The 16,543-nt window shown below is 52.9% G+C and carries 11 protein-coding genes and 1 rRNA gene; 2 read left to right on the top strand and 10 right to left on the bottom strand.

The window, feature by feature from the left end:
* Nucleotides 1–68: ribosomal RNA gene (locus C5S61_RS13410) — 16S ribosomal RNA — on the bottom strand; the annotation flags it as partial.
* A 691-nt stretch (nucleotides 69–759) separates the two neighbouring features.
* Between C5S61_RS13410 and C5S61_RS13405 the strand changes: the two genes are divergently transcribed.
* Both C5S61_RS13405 and C5S61_RS13400 read left to right on the top strand, forming a co-directional pair.
* Entirely contained in the window at nucleotides 760–1,491 is a 732-nt protein-coding gene (locus C5S61_RS13405; protein ID WP_164689448.1) for an SMI1/KNR4 family protein, read from the top strand.
* A 3-nt stretch (nucleotides 1,492–1,494) separates the two neighbouring features.
* Nucleotides 1,495–2,778 (top strand): hypothetical protein, encoded by a 1,284-nt coding sequence (locus C5S61_RS13400; RefSeq protein WP_110515555.1) that lies wholly within the window; start codon nucleotides 1,495–1,497, stop codon nucleotides 2,776–2,778.
* A gap of 889 nt (nucleotides 2,779–3,667) precedes the next feature.
* Here C5S61_RS13400 and C5S61_RS13390 read toward each other — a convergent pair.
* From C5S61_RS13390 to dhbC, 9 genes are all read right to left on the bottom strand, one after another.
* Nucleotides 3,668–3,949: a DUF2218 domain-containing protein gene (locus tag C5S61_RS13390; protein ID WP_110515553.1), complete on the bottom strand. Its 282-nt coding sequence runs from the start codon at nucleotides 3,947–3,949 to the stop codon at nucleotides 3,668–3,670.
* A 168-nt stretch (nucleotides 3,950–4,117) separates the two neighbouring features.
* The gene (locus C5S61_RS13385) at nucleotides 4,118–4,927 is read right to left on the bottom strand and encodes an ABC transporter ATP-binding protein (protein WP_110515552.1); all 810 of its coding nucleotides are present in this window, start codon (nucleotides 4,925–4,927) and stop codon (nucleotides 4,118–4,120) included.
* Nucleotides 4,924–6,030, bottom strand: a complete 1,107-nt coding sequence (locus C5S61_RS13380; RefSeq protein ID WP_110515551.1) for a FecCD family ABC transporter permease — start codon at nucleotides 6,028–6,030, stop codon at nucleotides 4,924–4,926. The genes C5S61_RS13385 and C5S61_RS13380 overlap by 4 nt, the downstream gene beginning before the upstream one ends.
* A gap of 10 nt (nucleotides 6,031–6,040) precedes the next feature.
* Nucleotides 6,041–7,051 (bottom strand): FecCD family ABC transporter permease, encoded by a 1,011-nt coding sequence (locus tag C5S61_RS13375; protein WP_110515550.1) that lies wholly within the window; start codon nucleotides 7,049–7,051, stop codon nucleotides 6,041–6,043.
* 461 nt (nucleotides 7,052–7,512) lie between these two features.
* The gene (locus tag C5S61_RS13370) at nucleotides 7,513–8,592 is read right to left on the bottom strand and encodes an ABC transporter substrate-binding protein (RefSeq protein WP_110515549.1); all 1,080 of its coding nucleotides are present in this window, start codon (nucleotides 8,590–8,592) and stop codon (nucleotides 7,513–7,515) included.
* A 28-nt stretch (nucleotides 8,593–8,620) separates the two neighbouring features.
* On the bottom strand, nucleotides 8,621–12,862 hold the full coding sequence (locus C5S61_RS13365; RefSeq protein WP_110515548.1) for a non-ribosomal peptide synthetase: 4,242 nt from the start codon (nucleotides 12,860–12,862) through the stop codon (nucleotides 8,621–8,623).
* A complete protein-coding gene (locus C5S61_RS13360) occupies nucleotides 12,855–13,712 on the bottom strand; it encodes an isochorismatase family protein (protein WP_110515547.1) in 858 nt (285 codons plus the stop codon). The genes C5S61_RS13365 and C5S61_RS13360 overlap by 8 nt, the downstream gene beginning before the upstream one ends.
* 14 nt (nucleotides 13,713–13,726) lie before the next feature.
* On the bottom strand, nucleotides 13,727–15,355 hold the full coding sequence (locus C5S61_RS13355; RefSeq protein ID WP_110515546.1) for a (2,3-dihydroxybenzoyl)adenylate synthase: 1,629 nt from the start codon (nucleotides 15,353–15,355) through the stop codon (nucleotides 13,727–13,729).
* Nucleotides 15,355–16,542, bottom strand: a complete 1,188-nt coding sequence (gene dhbC / locus C5S61_RS13350) for an isochorismate synthase DhbC (RefSeq protein WP_110515545.1) — start codon at nucleotides 16,540–16,542, stop codon at nucleotides 15,355–15,357. Before dhbC ends, C5S61_RS13355 begins: the two co-directional genes overlap by 1 nt.
* Nucleotide 16,543 lies beyond the last annotated feature (1 nt).

Here is a 16,543-nt window from a genome sequence, read left to right as displayed (position 1 = left end):
CGTTCGACTTGCATGCATTAGGCACGCCGCCAGCGTTCGTCCTGAGCCAGGATCAAACTCGCCGACAAATCGCCGAAGCGATTGCGTGTGCTTCTGATTTTGAGAGCGGAAGCACGGTCACTCTGTTTGTTGGTAGATCAACAACCAACGGGTTGACGGTGACAAAAATAGAAAAATATGATGCATGGAATGTGCTGCGGACGCAGCACCCATCAGTTGGAAAGGTGCGATTTTGGCGATAAAAAATCCGCTGATGGCAGATGCACATCGGAGCGGAGCAAATCGTCAAATTGTGTGATGTTGAGCAAACATCGTGTGCTGTCGGTCAACAGCCTGAGGATTCTACCACAGCCGCCAATCCTTGTCAAATCGGTCAGTCGTGGGCGAGGTCTCAGTTGTTGGTGTCGTGACCGATGTGATTCAGTCATGCGTTGACAGCCCGTGAATTCTACCGCAGATTGGAAGCCGTGTCAAATGCCACCATCCTGATCCACGCAGGACACGAAGAAAAGGAACCGCGAAGCACGCGAAGAGCGCGAAGGATCGGGGCGAGGGCTGTTGGCTGATCCCCAATCCCTGACCCCCGACCTCCATTTTGATTTTTGACTTTTGCCTTTACTCTAGCCCCTAGCCCTTGACCCCTGATCCCTCGCCTTTGCCTTATAATATTGTTACTCCAGCGAGAGAACGCTAGAAGCTAACCTTGTATCTCCACATCAATTGAGAGCTTGGGAGTAATCTCCAATGTACGCACCCTATATGCACGAACTGGCGCGTTTTGTTACGAAAACAAGGGTCGTTGAAACAGTTGCAGGTGCTGATGAAGCAATGCTCAGCGAGTTTGAACAACACCGTGGCTATCGTTTGCCAGCCTGTTATCGCGCCTTTTTACAAACTTTTGGCAACACCAATACGCACGGTTGGTTTGATAGCGCTTATACATCGATCGATCGGTTTGATGAGACGCTTGAAGTCGTGCAAGATTTGATCGCAGAAGGCTTAATCCCTTGGTTAGACGATCCGTTGATTATTCCATTCACCCACCATACAGGCTCCATCATCTATTATCTTCGACGTGATGATGGTGACGATCCAGCAGTTTTTTGCGCTATTTCAGCCGATGAGACGACTCCTGCTGAACGCAGCCAGCTTGCTCCAGCATTCTCGATCTGGCTGCGTAATAGTGCCTTTGATGCAATCGAACGCCAATCGTGGCCTCAAGCCTATATAACGTACATTCGGCAGCCAAATGCTACTGTTGAAGAACAGAGCAAACTTGTAATTCAGCATATGCAAGAATATGCAAAACTTTACGCTGATTTTAGTGCTCAATTGTATCAAGCAGACATCCATAGGCACCAACTAACAAGCCCTTGGGATTTTTTGAATGCTTGGGTGGGGACATTTCGCCAAAGTGATCTTTATCGGCGAATGCAAACATTGAACATGCCAATTCCTTTAGGTTGGGTTCGGTTAACAGGAGAGAGATAATCAATGCAACAACGTTCAATCTACCAGCTGGGGGCAATTATTATGCTGTTGGGAATGCTCGTGGGCTGCGCATCCAACAAAACGCCCCTTGCAACGACAAGCAATATCAGCCCGACAAGCCAACCAACAGCACGGGTATACCCAACCGCTTGGCCAACCGCAACGCCGTATGGTGAATCAAGCAGCGCAGCAACACCGCAACCAACAGCCCTGCCGAGTAGCTGGCCGCTGCCACCAACCAAACCAGTTTCGGTAACTGAATATGTCGATCTGCTGACCTATTTTGTCAATGCGCAACCAAGCAATCGCGAGCAATTGGCTAGGCTATTAACTGGATGGGCAGGGTTGAGCAATACCGAGCCAACGAAGCAACTCCAAGGTGAACAGTATCGTAATGTTGATTTGGATAACGATGCACAGGCTGAAATTTTGATTACGCTGCCTGCTGGCTATCCACAAATGCTCATCCTGTTAACTCCCGATAGCAATGGAGTTTATCAACCATACTGGAAATTATTAACGGATGATGCTAATGGTTATCGCATTTGGCTGGTGCGTGATCTCACGAATGATCACAAACCAGAAATTGTTGTGCTGAATGATTCGTGTGGAGCACATACTTGCTTCGAATTGATTAATATTTTGCAATGGCAAGCAGCAGATTTTAATTCTATTTTAGAGCTAAACGTAGCGTACCCGACAATCACATGGGCCGATCTCACTGCCGATGGCACGCTCGAATTAATTGTTAATCGGGGCAAAGTTGGTTCAAATGGGGCAGGAATACAACGCAAGCAGACCGAAATTTATGCTTGGGATGGCGAGCGCTATACGCGTAGCTCAATCACGCCCGACCCGATTGATTCGCAGCATCCCTATTGGCAGTTGCTTGATGGGTTTGCGGCATCGGCAAATGATGATTATGCGTTAGCTCAAACACTATTCAGTGCTGCATCCAATGCCCAAGCGCCATATCCAGCAATTGGCCTTGAAGCCAACGATATTCAATTAATTATGGCGATTGCGCGATTTCAGGCAATGTATACTGCGTTGTTGACTGGCGATCAAGCAACCGCCCAGGCTTTTTATGCCCAAGCCGAACAGAGTGCTGCTGATGATAAACAATGGTCATCGGAATTTATGTCAACTTATAAACAAACGAATGATCTGCAAGCAGGCTGCGAGGCGGCTCAAAATAGCATTGAAGAAGGCCAATATCTGATTGGGTTTAGCTATCAGCACCGCGCTTTAGCAATTCGCTCGTTACTGTGTGGGCGCTTACCTTAAACAAAAGCGGATGAGAGGTTACAAATGGGGTATCAAGTTCCAACCAAGAAGCTACGCCTTTGGCCAATGATTGCACGGGTTGTTTGCGTTTTTACAGTGGTTAGTATTGCAAATTTGATCGTGCTACCCTATGAAATAAATCATTATCGTGAAACTATCCAGCGAGGAGCGAGTTTTAGTCACTATATCCAAATGGAACCCGAAAACCTATATCTTATTCCCTTTATGCTGCTTACTCTCCTCTTTCTAGTTACAATAGTTCAAGATATTCGACAAACCTTGCATCGTAAGCAACCGCCTTGGGATCTGTACATTATTGGAGCTGTGATCATTGTGCTTGGATTATGTGGTTATGGATTGTATGTTGTGCGATCTATTACACACGTGTAACAGAACAAAGAAAAGCCCCTCAGCAAAGATCGCGAATGATTATTTTTTAGCCACAAATTGCACAGATTGGCTCAGATTATTTACCAATAGCCAAAAGCCACAATCTCTCTGCGCCTCTACGTTAATTTTTTGATCCACGAAGGACACGAAGAGCACGAAGGATGATGAGGCTATAGGCTATTGGTAATGGTACATCACGTTAACCACCGCCTGATCCCCTCACCCCAACCCCTTGCCCGTGCGCGGGCGAGGGGCTTTAATCGTGCGGTTCTGTCACGATGTGTGATACACCATGGTCGGCTCACCCTCGCCCGCGTTCAGTGGGAGAGGGGGCTGGGGGGTGAGGGAACACGATTGCCAATCCAATGTACCATTACAGCTATTGACTATCGGAACAATTGTTGCGATTTCAACTCAATTTCCGATAGCCAATAGCCTGTAGCCATAGATTCTATATTCTCTGCTCTATGTTCTGACTTTTGCCCTCATCCCTCATCCTTTAATCGGCTTGCCATTCGATTTTGAGTTTTTCGCGGAAGGCAAATTGCTCAAAATGTTCGTCCATAATGTGTTGAATAGTGGCAATCGCTTCGGGAGTTTCAGCGTCGATTACAAAGCTTAGCTGTTCGGCTTCGGCGTGCATGGCGCAAGTGCCCATGGCAAAATAGGCCATGCCTTGTTGATCGTCGTATTCGACCTTGATTTTGTGGGCGTAGTGTTTGCACAATTTTTTGATGTAGCTTGAGCCAAGTGCGGTTGGAATAATGGCTTTCGATTGCATGAGTTGCTCCTTATAAAAATAGTAGTTTATTGATCCACGAAGGTCACGAAGGCTACGTTTTTGATCCACGAAGCGCACGAAGAGCACGAAGGTATGGCTATTGGATTCGGCCTGATCCCTAGTCCCTGACCCCTGACCCCCAACAACCGATCCCCTATGCTCTATGTTCTATGCTCTATGCTCTATACTGCGTTGCACACCAACAATAACTGGCGTACCACTAATAGGATCGGGAATTAAGTGGCAGTGAACGCCATACAGTTGATGAATTAATTCGGGTGTGACAATGGTTTTGGGCTGTCCAGCAGCGATAATTGAGCCATTGTGCATGGCAATCAGATGATCGGCGTAGCGACAAGCACTGGCCAAATCGTGCACTACCATCACCACAGTTTTGCCTTCTGCTGATAATTGGCGAATCAGCTCGAATACTTCGATTTGATGGCCAAGATCAAGCGCCGCAGTTGGCTCATCGAGCAGCAGCAAGGGCGTAGCTTGCGCCAGTGCCATGGCAATCCAAGCCCGTTGGCGCTGTCCACCGGAGAGCGTCGTCAGCGGACGATCGGCCATGCTGCTCAGATCGGCAGTAGCAATCGCCTCGACTACAGCCTGTTGATCATCTTTTGACCATTGGCGCAGCAAGCCTGTATGCGGGTGACGGCCAAAACGCACCAAATCAGCCACTGTCATGCCATCGGGCGCAACCCCATCTTGGGGTAGCAAGGCGAGTGATTGCGCCATCTCACGCGGCGAAAGACGCGCAATATCGCGGCCATCGAGCAAAATATGGCCCTGTTTAGCGGGGTGTAATTTGGCCAAACCTGCTAACAAGGTCGATTTGCCACAGCCGTTTGGGCCGATAATTGCCGTAACTTGGCCATGAGGAATCGAGGCATTCAACTGGTCGATAATCGTCGTGCGTTGGTAGCCCAAAACCAAATTTTGGGTTTGCAAAGCCGCTGGGGGAGAAACACTCATAATTGTTTGCCTCTCGGGGTTCGCAACAGGAACCATAATAAGTAGGGGCCACCAACCAACGCGGTTACGATGCCCACCGGAATTTCAGTTGGGCTGAATAACGTGCGCCCAAGCAAATCGGCCAGCATGGTAAAACATGCGCCAGCCAAGGCCGCCGGAATAATGGGCACGGTGCGCGGGCCAGCTAAACGCCGACCCAATTCGGGGGCTGCCAAGCCAATCATGCCGACTGGGCCAGCAACTGCAACCGCCAGCCCAGTCAAACTGCCAGCCAATACAATCGTAAAGAAGCGCAGGCGATTAACCCGCACGCCCAAACTTTGGGCCACCGCATCGGGCAAGCGCACCAAATTCAGGCGTTTGCCGACAATCGTTGCCAGCGGCAACATCACCACCACGCCCCAAGCCAACAGCGTTACCACCACACCCGAACGATTGTTCAGGCTACCGACAGTCCAAGGAAAGGCAGTGTTAGCAGCGTCGATGGGTGCTCGCGCCAGCATCAAATTGGTGGCAGCACCACAGATTGCACCCAAGCCAAGCCCTGTTATGAGGAAACGATAGCCGCGCGTGCCAGCTCCGCCACTCAATGCAAAGGTCAATGAGAGCATCGTAATCGCGCCAGTTAATGCCATGGCCGAGGGCGCTAGGGTTGTGCTGACCCCCACGACTGAGGCAACCGCAAAAGCCGTTGCCGCATTATCGATGCCAATCGTATCGGGGTTGGCAAGCCGATTGCGGCTCAGCGTTTGCAGCAAACAACCAGCCATGCCCAAGGCCGCGCCAGCCATACCACCACCCAAAACCCGAGTCAGGCGTAAATCGCGCACAATAAAAATAGTTTTGGTTTCGCCTTGATTGAACAACGCCGCCAAAGCATCAAATGGTGCAATTTTGACCGTGCCACTGCCAAGGCTCAAGCCAATTAGCACAATTGTAGCAAGCAGCAAAAGCAAACTCGCCAGCCACGCCCGCCGATCCAACAAGAGACTAAAGCGCCCAAAGCGCAGCAACCACAAGCCTGCTGGCCGCCCATTAAACGTTGCTGGTGCTAGTAAATCGCTAGAAGCACTGGTTGTTGAGGTCATTGAAAGCCGATCCATTGACGTTCTCCTAGAGCGCTGGCAAGCGTTGGCTACGCACAATCAAGACCAAAATTGGCGCACCAATCAGGGCTGAAATCACGCCCAGCGGGGTTTCGGTTGGCCGTGCGACAATCCGCGAAAGCACATCAGCAAGCAACACAAAACTTGGGCCAAGCAACACCGCCACAATCAAGGCCCGCCGAATATCCGGCCCGACAATCGCCCGCGCCGCAATCGGCACTACCAGCCCAACAAAGCCAATTGGGCCAGCCATGGCTGTGGCCGAGCCAACTAATAAGGCCACGCTGATCATCACGCCAGTGCGCACTAATTTTGGGCGTTGGCCAAGCCCGCTGGCAACTTTTTCGCCCAGCGCTAAGGCCGCCAATGGTCGCGCGAGCAACAAGGCAACCGCCAAACCCAATAATAATACAGGAATCGCAGGCCTGATGCTGCTCAAATTACGGCCAGCAATTGCGCCAATCGTCCAAAAGCGTACTTCATCGGCAGTGCGTTGATCGGTCAAAAGAATTACCGATGAAACTGCTGCCAACATACTGCTCAAGGCAGCACCAGCAAGCACCAAACGAATCGGATCATCGCCGAGGCCACTCATGCGGGCGACACCTAAGGCTACGCTACAGCCAAGCAACGCACCAACAATCGCAATCCAAACTTGCAAATTATCCAGGCTCGCACCAAGGGCAATTGAAATGACGACTGCGGTTGCCGAACCTGCGCTCACGCCCAACAAGCCTGGTTCGGCCAAGGGATTACGCGCCGCCGATTGGAGCAGTGCGCCAGCAGAGCCAAGCGCGACCCCAACAAAACAGCCAATAATGGTGCGGGGCACACGTAAATCGAGCACCGTCATGCGGGCTTGATCATCGCCTGCGCCTTGCAGCACCGCCAGCACTTGCGCAAAGCCAATTGCGTTATCTGAGCCAATGCCAAGGCTCAATAAAACAACAATTGCCAGCAAGCCTAGGGCTGCCAGCACTCCAATGAGCATGCGTCGCGAGAGAAAAGTCGTAGCCATTATTGTGTTTCCCAAGAATGTTTTAATTTGGGGATCGGTTGCTGGGGGCTGGGGACTGGGAAAGCAAAAACTATTTTTAGCCACAGATTGACACAGATGACACTGATTATTCTGCTACCGCAATCGAGCTAATCCCCGATCCCCAACAACCAATCCCGGCCAAGGGATTTTTCACCCTTCCGTCCCGCCAGCGGGAGACGCAGGGGGCTTTAATCCCCCTGCACCCCCTAATGTTTGTTTTGAGGATTGTTTTTATTCATCCCAATCCCCAACCTTGCTCTGCTTCGTATTCTTCGCGTGCTTCGCGCTCTTCGCGGTTTCCAGCTTCCAGCTATTGCAATCGTCGGGGATTGTAGATCGAACTGATCCCCAATCCCCAACAACCAGCTTCCAGCTATTGCAATCGTCGGGGATTGTAGATCGAACTGATCCCCAATCCCCAACAACCAGCCCCCATGCCGCTATTGTGCAGCAGGAACGTTGGCTACAATGTCGCTCAAGATGGCATCGGCGGCCAATGGGCCGAATGCGCTGCTCCAGAGTTGCGCATTGACAGCAACAACTTGCTTGGCTTTCTCTGCTTTCAATTGGCTAAAGGCTGCTTGTTCGCGAGCGCCAGCCAAAGCGGTATCGCCTTCAGCGTTGAACGTGGCGACAAACAACCAGTCGGTATCAACGGTTGATAATTGTTCCAAGCTCAAAACATCGGTGTGTGGTGCATCGGTGCCTAAGTCGATTGCAACTTGGGGCAAGGTCAAGCCCAATTCTTCAATTAACACAACGGCTGGCAACAAGCGACCCATCACCAATGGGCCTTGGGGCATCCAGCGGATAACTGCGCCAGTTGTGCCTGCTTTGATTGCCAATTTGGTTTTGGCATCAGCAACTTTAGCATCGAACTCTTTCAACCAAGCTTCGAGTTCGCTGGTTTTGCCCAAGGCTGCTGCATATTCGCCAGCTGCATCTTTCCAAGCGCCGATGCCGTTGGTTGGCACGATGGTTGGAGCAATAGCGCTCAATTTTTTGAAGGTTTCTTCGTCGATGCGGTTGTGGGTCAAAATCAAGTCGGGGGTTGCAGCAATCACTGCTTCGAAGTTGATTTCGCCAGGGTTACCAACAATCGCAATCCCAGGTACTTTATCGGCGATGTAAGGTGCAACACCATCGGTCAAGCGTGAGCTAATGCCGCCGACAGGGATGATGCCCAAAGCAACAGCGGTATCTAATGCGCCTTCATCAAGCGTAACCAACCGAGCAGGGGTCGCTGGCACTTCAACGTTGCCATAGCGGGTTTCAATGCTGCGCGTACCGCTAGCACTGGTTTCTGTGGTTGCTTCGGCAGTTGGTGCTGCTTCGGTCGCTGCTGGTACTTCGCTTGCTGCTGGTACTTCGGTTACCGCAGGAGCGGTGGTCGCTGCTGAGGCTTCGGTTGCTGCTGGAGCCGTGGTTGCGGTTGGAGCAGCCGTCGAGCCACAAGCAGCCAAGGTTACAAGCGCGAGCAAGGCCAATAACGAACGAAAACGAACTGAGAGGGATGTCATTGGTGTAATTCCTTCGTATGCTAAAAACTTAGCGTATACCAATACTAGTCTGGCGTAAATCGGGTGTAGGTAGTAAGCCCGTCCGAATACACCGCTCAAGATAGCCAAAGAAGCGCTCGCGGTCGATCACAGGCACAGCGATGCCATGCGCTGCGAGCGTTTGCAGCAAGCGTTTGTTTTCAATCGTACCAATTGCGCTGGGCAGTTCCCCGCCATCAGCCTGGCGATCAAAGAAGGTTAGGGTTGCCTGACTCATTGCATCGTCGGCTGTACGCAAGGCTTGATACCATTGTTCAACACTGCACAATTGCACAGCATAGCCATAATCAGCCACCCAGTTTAATAGTTGGGTAAAGCTCAGCGGAGCACTCGGGGCAAGATTATACACCCGCACACCACGATGATTACGGCTTAATTGCACGATTGTCTGTGCAGCAAAATCAACTGGATTCCAGATTTCCTCGACAGGTAGGCTGGGCAGCAAGCCACGTGGCACACCTGCTTGGACAATCCGCCAGAATAAATCATCTTGATTGACGAAATTGCTTTGAACTGGGCCAACGACGCGACCCAAGCGATAGACCGCCACTGGCAAACCACGGGTCGCCGCTTGTTCGAGCAAGCGTTCGGCGACCCATTTGCTTTGGCTGTAGCCATCGCGCAGGCCAGCATGCGCGGCCACAAAATCTTCGGGCACACGATGCATGACGCTTTGCGGTGGCGAAACCGCCAAGGTTGAAACGTAATGAACTGGCGTGCAATGCACTGCTGCCAAGCGCACAATTTCGCTGGTAGCCTGAACATTGACCGCCCGCAAGCTGCTATATTCGCGTACCACGCTGACAACCGCTGCATTGTGATAAATCAGATCACAGCGATCGATTAATGTTTGCCATTGCTGAGCATCAAGCCCAAATTGGGACTGAGCCAAATCGCCCGGCCAAGCTTCAACCCGCTCAGTTAGCTGCTCGGTTGCTAATTCGTAGTGCTGCAAACTTGCGTGTAAGCGCTCAAAAGCCACCGCGCGAGAATCAGCCCGTACTAAGCAAATCACTTTGGCGGTGGTTGTGTTCAGCAATTCGGCCAACAGATGCGCGCCAACAAAGCCAGTCGCGCCAGTCAACAGCACGGTTTGGATTGGCCGTGGCTGGGCGGCAAGTTGCTTGGGTACAATCTGCTCAGGCAACGTGGCATCGCTCAAAAATTGCGGTGCTGCCAGGTTTGCTTGCGCAAATTCAGGGTCGAGCGCTTGGCTCAAGCCCGCAATCGTGGGATAGCGGAAGATCAAGGCGGCAGTTACTTCGCGGCCCAAGGCCATGCCCAAGCGATTGGCAACCTGAATCGTTTGCAACGATTGACCGCCTAAGGCGAAGAAATCAGCCTCGTCGTTTAATTCGGTTTGGCCCAGCACTTCGGCCCAAACTTGGCGAATTAATGCTGCGATATCGTTGGTAACCACATTGCTGATAACGGTCGCTGGTGCTAAAGCCGCTACAGCCTTGCGATCAATCTTGCCTGCACTGCTGCGCGGCAGGCGTTCGACAATGCTAATTGCTGCCGGAATGACCGCTGCTGGCAGATAGTCGCTGGCGTGATTGCGTAATTCAGCCACACCCAAACTTGGCTCGCTGGCCACAACCGCCGCAAACAAGCGCTTGCTAGCATTGCCAAGCTGCTGGCCAATCACCGCAACTTCGCGTACAGCCTCGTGGCGCAAAAAGACCGATTCAATCTCGGCTGGCGTAACCCGCTGGCCGCTAATTTTGAATTCGTCGTCGCTACGGCCAACAAACTGCAACTGACCATTGAGCAAGCGTACCCGATCACCAGTGCGATAAGCGCGCGGAGCGTTGGGCAATTGGCTCAACTTGCCAAAATTCAGCGCATCCAAATCGGGGCGTTGATAGTAGCCCGTTGCCAAGCCATTGCCCAGCAAATACAAATCGCCAACATCGCCAGCAAAAATCGGTTGCTGGTCGCTGCCGAAAATCGCCGCTTGCACACCAGCCAACGGTTGGCCAATCGTAATTGGTTGGTCAGGGTCGCTCAATTCGGCGACGGTTGCGACCACGGTAGCCTCGGTCGGACCATAGGTGTTGAACAAACGCACGCTTGGCTCAACGACATTCAACCAGCCACGAACCCGCTCTGGCAGTGCTGCCTCGCCGCCGATAATCACCACCCGCAGGCAATTGGGCAATTGCACCACGCCTTGGGCCACGCTATCAGCTAATTCATGCCAGAAAGCGGTCGGTAAATCGAGCACGCTAATCGCATGCTCTTGGCAAGCCGCCACAAAACGCTGCAACGATTCGAGCATGGCATCGTTGCGCAGCACCAAGGTTGCGCCTTGGCAAAGCGTCACGAAAATTTCCTCGACGCTAGCATCAAAAGCAAACGGGGCAAATTGCAGCACCCGATCAGCTTCATTAATCGCGTAGCGCTCAGCCGCCGCCTGCACAAAACCAGCCAAAGCTTGGTGGCTAATCACCACGCCTTTTGGCTCACCAGTCGAGCCAGAGGTATACATGATGTAGGCAGGTTGGGCCAAATCGACCCGCGCCTCGAACCATGCATTCGATTTGCCAAGTTGCTCAACCAGCACCAAATTCGGCACATCAAAAGCTTGTTGGGCCAACACCAAAGTTGGTTGGGCTTGGGCGACGACACTCGCCAAGCGGCTTGCGGGCCATTGTGGGTCAAGTGGCAGGTAGGCAGCGCCACAACAGAGCGTCGCCAACATAGCCACAATCGCCTCGCGGCTGCGCGGCAAGGCCACACCAACCACGCTGTCAGTAGTTACGCCGCGTTGCACCAATTGCCCAGCCCACGCATGAACCTGGCTCGCCAGCTCTGCATAACTCAATTGCTCGCTATCAGTCACCAAGGCCAAAGCATAGGGTTGCTGCTTGGCGTTGCTCAAAATTTGCTCAATCACGCTGGTCAGTGGCAAGCGCAATTCACCGCCATCAAGCACGATTGGCGCAGGCAAAACTTGGTGCTCAGCTACGGTCTTGGTTGGTTCTGCCAACCAAGTATTCAATAATTGCTGAATCGCAGCAAAATGATAATCAAGCGCTGCTTGGCTGTAGCAAGCGGGATTGGCCTCAAGCGTCAGATACAGCTGATTGCCCCGCAAAATCACGTTGAAAGCCAAATCTTCGACTGGGCCAGCGGTGAGCGTGGTGCTCTGGGCTTGGCACTCGCCAAAATTCAGCGGGTGATCGAAGGGCATAATATTGACGACTGGGCCGAATAAACGCCGCCCAGCGCCGACAAAGCCCAAATCGCGGCGCAACTGCTCGTAGCGATAGCGGCCATGCTTGCGGAAGGCATTGCGTTCGGCAGCTACTACGGCAGTCAATTGGCCAAAATCGTGTTCAGCAGCGATATTGAGGCACAATGGCACAATATTCATCGCCATACACGGCACGCGCAACGCCACCGAACCCAAACGGCTCATCAAGGGCATGCCCAAAACCACACTCTCGCTGTTGTTCCAGCGGGTGAGATAGGCCGCCACCACTGCCATCAAGGCATCGGGCCAGGTGCTACGGCTTGGTTTGGCAATCGCCGTCAATTGCTCAATCAAATCGCTGGCTAAGGCTGTGCTCAAGCGAATGCTACGCGGCTGCGATAAGCCAGTTTGCTTGGTCAAGCTAACAACTTGGGGATTCGCAGCAAAGCGATTGAGCCAAAACTCGCGATCAAGCGTGGCTTGAATCGAGGCTTGATAGGTTTGATCTTCGCCAATCACTGGGGCTAATGCACCAAAACTTGGGCTAAGCGCAGCCTTGGTTTGCAACGCCGAGTAGATTTCGGCAACGCGCTTGGTCAGCAAGGCAAAACTATAGCCATCCAAGGCAATATGATGCGCCCGCAAATACCACAACACCTGATCATCGGCAACATGAAAAATTGCCGTTTTGAACAACGGGCCAGTCGCCAGATCAACCACATTGCTCAAATCGGCCTGCATCCACGCCAAGGCTTGCGCTTCCGCATCTGGCTGATCACGCAAATCGTGCAGCGGCAGCTCGATTGGCTGTGGCTCAATCACGGCATACGGTTGCGCATATTCAACGCCAAACCGCAAATGCAAGGTTTCGGCTTCGGCAAAGGCTTGCGCAATCGCCGCAGTTAAATTGGCTAGCTCAACCACGCCGCACAAGCTCACATATTCTGCTGTGTTATACAGCGGACTACTCGGATCAAGCTGTTGACCCAGCCAAATGCCATGTTGTGCCGCCGATAGCGCCAGCTTAGCCATGGGTTTGCTCCAAGTTTTGAGCGGCAAAACGGCGTTGCCACCATTCGGCCAAGGTTGGGGTTTCGGCCAATTCAGCAAAGCCAACTTCGCAGCCAGCAGCACGCCAGCGTTCAGCCAAGGTCATCAAGCGCACTGAATCCAAGCCCCAATCGAGCAAGTTATCATCAGGGCCGATGCTTTCGACATCATCGAGCAAATCGTGCAATTCGCTACGCAGTTGGTTGTAGCCCAATTCGCGCACCAATTGCTCGGTTGTCGTAACCACGGCACAACGGCCAGCGGCGTATTGCAAGGCCATGCGATGCTCTTCGAGGGTAAAATCGGCGACCGCATCGGCCACAAAAAATGGCTGAATATCTTGCATAAAGGCATCGCAGGCGGTCAATAAACAGCCAAGATGCGCATAAACGCCACACACAATCAGCTGATCGCGGCCAGCTTCACGCAACAGTTCGCGCAATGGCGTGCGCTGAAATGCGCTATAGCGCCATTTGGTAATGACCTGATCGCCTTCGCGCGGCGCGAGTTGGGCGACAATTTCTGGTGGCGTGCCAGTGCTCAAGCCTTTGCCCCAGAACGTGCTCAATAAGCCGCGATCTGCTGGTGCTTGGTCGCCTGGTTGGGCTGAGTAAAACACCGGAATACCCAAGGCATGGGCTTGATCGCGCAAGCTGGCAATCGAACGCAGCATGCTGCTGATTGGCTCTTCGCCAGCAGGGAACGCATCGATAAAATAATTTTGCAAATCATGAATCAACAAAGCGACGCGCTGCGGCTCGGCGGCCCAATTTGCGCGGTTGGTTGGTAATTCAGTTGGAATTGCATAGGCTGCAATTGATGGTAACGCCATGGCTCAGTATCCTTCTAGGCTGGCACACTACCAGCGCTTAATTGCTCACGTAACAGCCGTTTGTTGATCTTGCCAACCCCAGTTTTGGGCAAACTCGCGACGATTTCGACCCGATCTGGCAATTTGTAGTCGGCAAGCCCACGGCTGCGCAAAAATTGCACCACCTCGCGGCGGTTGATAGTCGTGCCGTTGCTGACGATCACAGCACAAGTGCGTTCGCCCAAGAAACGGTCGGGCAAGCCCACCAGCGCCACATCGTGAATCGCTGGATGATTGAGCAAATGTTGCTCGATTTCTTCGGCAGCAACTTTTTCGCCGCCCCGATTGATTTGATCTTTGGCCCGGCCTTCGACTGAAACATAGCCAGCAGCATTCAGCCGAGCCAAATCGCCAGTGCGATAAAAACCATCGCTGGTGAAGGCGCGTTGATTATGTTCAGCTGCTTGGTAGTAGCCGCGAATGGTGTAGGGGCCACGGGTAATCAGGTGGCCAAGCTCGCCAATTGGCAGATCATTATCTTCATCATCGACGATCCGCACTTCATCCAAGGGCGAAATTGGTCGCCCTTGGGTGTTGCAAATCAACTCGTCAGCATCATCAAGCCGCGTGTAATTGACCAAGCCCTCAGCCATGCCATAGACTTGCTGCAATTGGCAACCAAGCTCAGGCTGCACTCGTCGCGCAGTGTCGGCTCCAAATGGTGCGCCACCAACCAACATTTGCTTGAGGCTGGTTAATTCTGCTTGGCGTTTGGCCGCAGCATCGAGCCACAACAAGGCCAGCGGCGGCACCATGCCGGTGATCGTCACGCCTTCGCGGGCAATCAGCGGAAAAGCCACATCAGGGCTTGGTTGCGGCGCAAGCACCACTGTGCCGCCCGCCGCCAAAGTTCCCAACGTTCCAGGCGAACTCATCGGAAAGTTATGAGCCATTGGCAACACGCACAAATAAACACTGCTGGCATCCAATTCGCAGATTTCAGCGCTGGCTCGCACCGAATACAAATAATCGTCGTGGGTTCGGGCAATCAATTTAGGTACGCCAGTGCTGCCGCCCGAAAGCTGAAACAAGGCCACCTCTGCGGGATCAAGCACCGGAAATTGGCTTGGCTCGGCATCAACATCAGCCAAAGCAGTAAATTGCCCAGCCTCGCCAACCACCAACACATGTTCAAGCGTTGGAGCCACGGCTTTGACCTCAGCAGCCAAATTGCGATAATCGAAACTGCCAACGTTATCGGCAATTACATAGGCCACGGCTTCGCTGTGCTGGCAAAAATAGCCAATTTCGGCCAAGCGATGGGCTGGCAAGGCCATCAACGGAATCGCGCCAACCCGAAAGAGCGCAAAACAGACCACAAACCATTCGGCGCAATTGGGCAATTGCACAACCACCCGTTGTTTGGGTTGGATGCCAAGCTGTTGCAAGCCCGCTGCCAAGCGATCAACCCGTTGATCAAGCTCGCGATAGCTCCAACGGCGCTCGCCACAAACCACCGCCGTTGCTTCACCAGAGCGTTGCGCCCACGCGCGCAGCGCCTCGCCAAAGGTTTGGCCAACCCAATAGCCAGCGTTGCGATAGCGTTCAGCAAATTCGGCGGGCCATGCGGTCGTGCCTGCGAGACCAAGCGTTTGCTCAGCCATTAGGCCACCTCGCCTTCGCTATCGAGGCCCATCGCCAACAACATTGTGCGGAATTTCGCGCCAGTTTCGGCCAATTCTGCTTCGGGCGTTGAGCCAAGCACCACGCCAGCGCCAGCAAACAAACGCAATGATTGATCGACAACTTCGGCACAGCGAATTGTCACAATCCATTCGCCATCGCCTTGGGCATTGCACCAACCAACCATGCCCGTGAAAAAGCCCCGATCAAACGGCTCGATTTCGCGAATCGCGGCGCGAGCAGCCTCGGTAGGCGTGCCGCAGACCGCAGGCGTTGGGTGCAAGGCCAATGCCAGACCTAAAGACGAAGGCGCATCAGCGTTTAACTCGCCAACCAAGGTTGTCGAAAGATGCCACATCGTTGCCGTAGAAATGACGGTTGGGGCTGGCACTTCGAGGCTGCTGCAAAATGGTGCTAAGGCTGCTGCCACAGCATCAACCACAACCTTGTGTTCATGTAAATCTTTGGGCGATACCAATAAGCCTGCCGCTCGCCGCGCATCTTCCTCAGAGTCGCTGCTGCGCGGAATCGAGCCAGCCAACGGATTGGCGATCACTTGATTGCCATTGCGAGCCAGCAACAACTCAGGACTAGCCCCCACCAACGCACGGCGAGTTGGCAATGGCACAGCAAAGGTATAGCCAGTTTTGTTGTTGCGCGCCAAACTTGCCAAAATCAAATTGACATCAAGCGGTGCATCGGCGGTCAATTGCAACGAGCGCGAGAGCACAACCTTTTGCAAATCGCCAGCTTCCATTTTGGCCAAGGCTTGGGCTACGCCACGTTTGTAGTGTTCGGGCGCAGGCATCGGCTCGATCGTGCAATGTGGCAAGCGTTGATTGTGCCAATATGGCTGAGCTTCGGCGTGCAATGGGCCAGCCCAAGCCACCCGCGAAGGCAGCGCCAAATAGGCAGCAGCATCGGGGGCAAAGGGCAATGCACCAACCACCACTGGATTAACCTCGCCGCCACGTTCAGCTCGTTGCAAAGCCTCATTTACGCGTTGCTCAATCTCAGTCAGCGAGCTTTGGCTAATCAAATCGACATAGCTTAATTGCGCCAACAAGGTATGGTTGGGCGATGCAAAGAAAAAGGCCGATTCTGCTTGATAGTTGTCTAGCAATTGCCACGCCGATTCGCGTAGCCGTTCTTGTTCAAAACTGCTCATG

This window comes from Herpetosiphon llansteffanensis, from assembly GCF_003205875.1.
GTDB classification, from domain to species: domain Bacteria; phylum Chloroflexota; class Chloroflexia; order Chloroflexales; family Herpetosiphonaceae; genus Herpetosiphon; species Herpetosiphon llansteffanensis.
The sequence above is the reverse complement of the archived record's forward strand: the minus strand, read 5'-3'. Positions and strand labels throughout refer to the sequence as shown.

Excerpts from the sequence above, each read along its gene's own strand:
- C5S61_RS13405 (WP_164689448.1), top strand. The coding sequence starts at position 760 with ATGCACGAACTGGCGCGTTTTGTTACGAAAACAAGGGTCGTTGAAACA.
- C5S61_RS13400 (WP_110515555.1), top strand. The coding sequence starts at position 1,495 with ATGCAACAACGTTCAATCTACCAGCTGGGGGCAATTATTATGCTGTTG.
- C5S61_RS13390 (WP_110515553.1), bottom strand. The coding sequence starts at position 3,949 with ATGCAATCGAAAGCCATTATTCCAACCGCACTTGGCTCAAGCTACATC.
- C5S61_RS13385 (WP_110515552.1), bottom strand. The coding sequence starts at position 4,927 with ATGAGTGTTTCTCCCCCAGCGGCTTTGCAAACCCAAAATTTGGTTTTG.
- C5S61_RS13380 (WP_110515551.1), bottom strand. The coding sequence starts at position 6,030 with ATGGATCGGCTTTCAATGACCTCAACAACCAGTGCTTCTAGCGATTTA.
- C5S61_RS13375 (WP_110515550.1), bottom strand. The coding sequence starts at position 7,051 with ATGGCTACGACTTTTCTCTCGCGACGCATGCTCATTGGAGTGCTGGCA.
- C5S61_RS13370 (WP_110515549.1), bottom strand. The coding sequence starts at position 8,592 with ATGACATCCCTCTCAGTTCGTTTTCGTTCGTTATTGGCCTTGCTCGCG.
- C5S61_RS13365 (WP_110515548.1), bottom strand. The coding sequence starts at position 12,862 with ATGGCTAAGCTGGCGCTATCGGCGGCACAACATGGCATTTGGCTGGGT.
- C5S61_RS13360 (WP_110515547.1), bottom strand. The coding sequence starts at position 13,712 with ATGGCGTTACCATCAATTGCAGCCTATGCAATTCCAACTGAATTACCA.
- C5S61_RS13355 (WP_110515546.1), bottom strand. The coding sequence starts at position 15,355 with ATGGCTGAGCAAACGCTTGGTCTCGCAGGCACGACCGCATGGCCCGCC.
- dhbC (WP_110515545.1), bottom strand. The coding sequence starts at position 16,542 with ATGAGCAGTTTTGAACAAGAACGGCTACGCGAATCGGCGTGGCAATTG.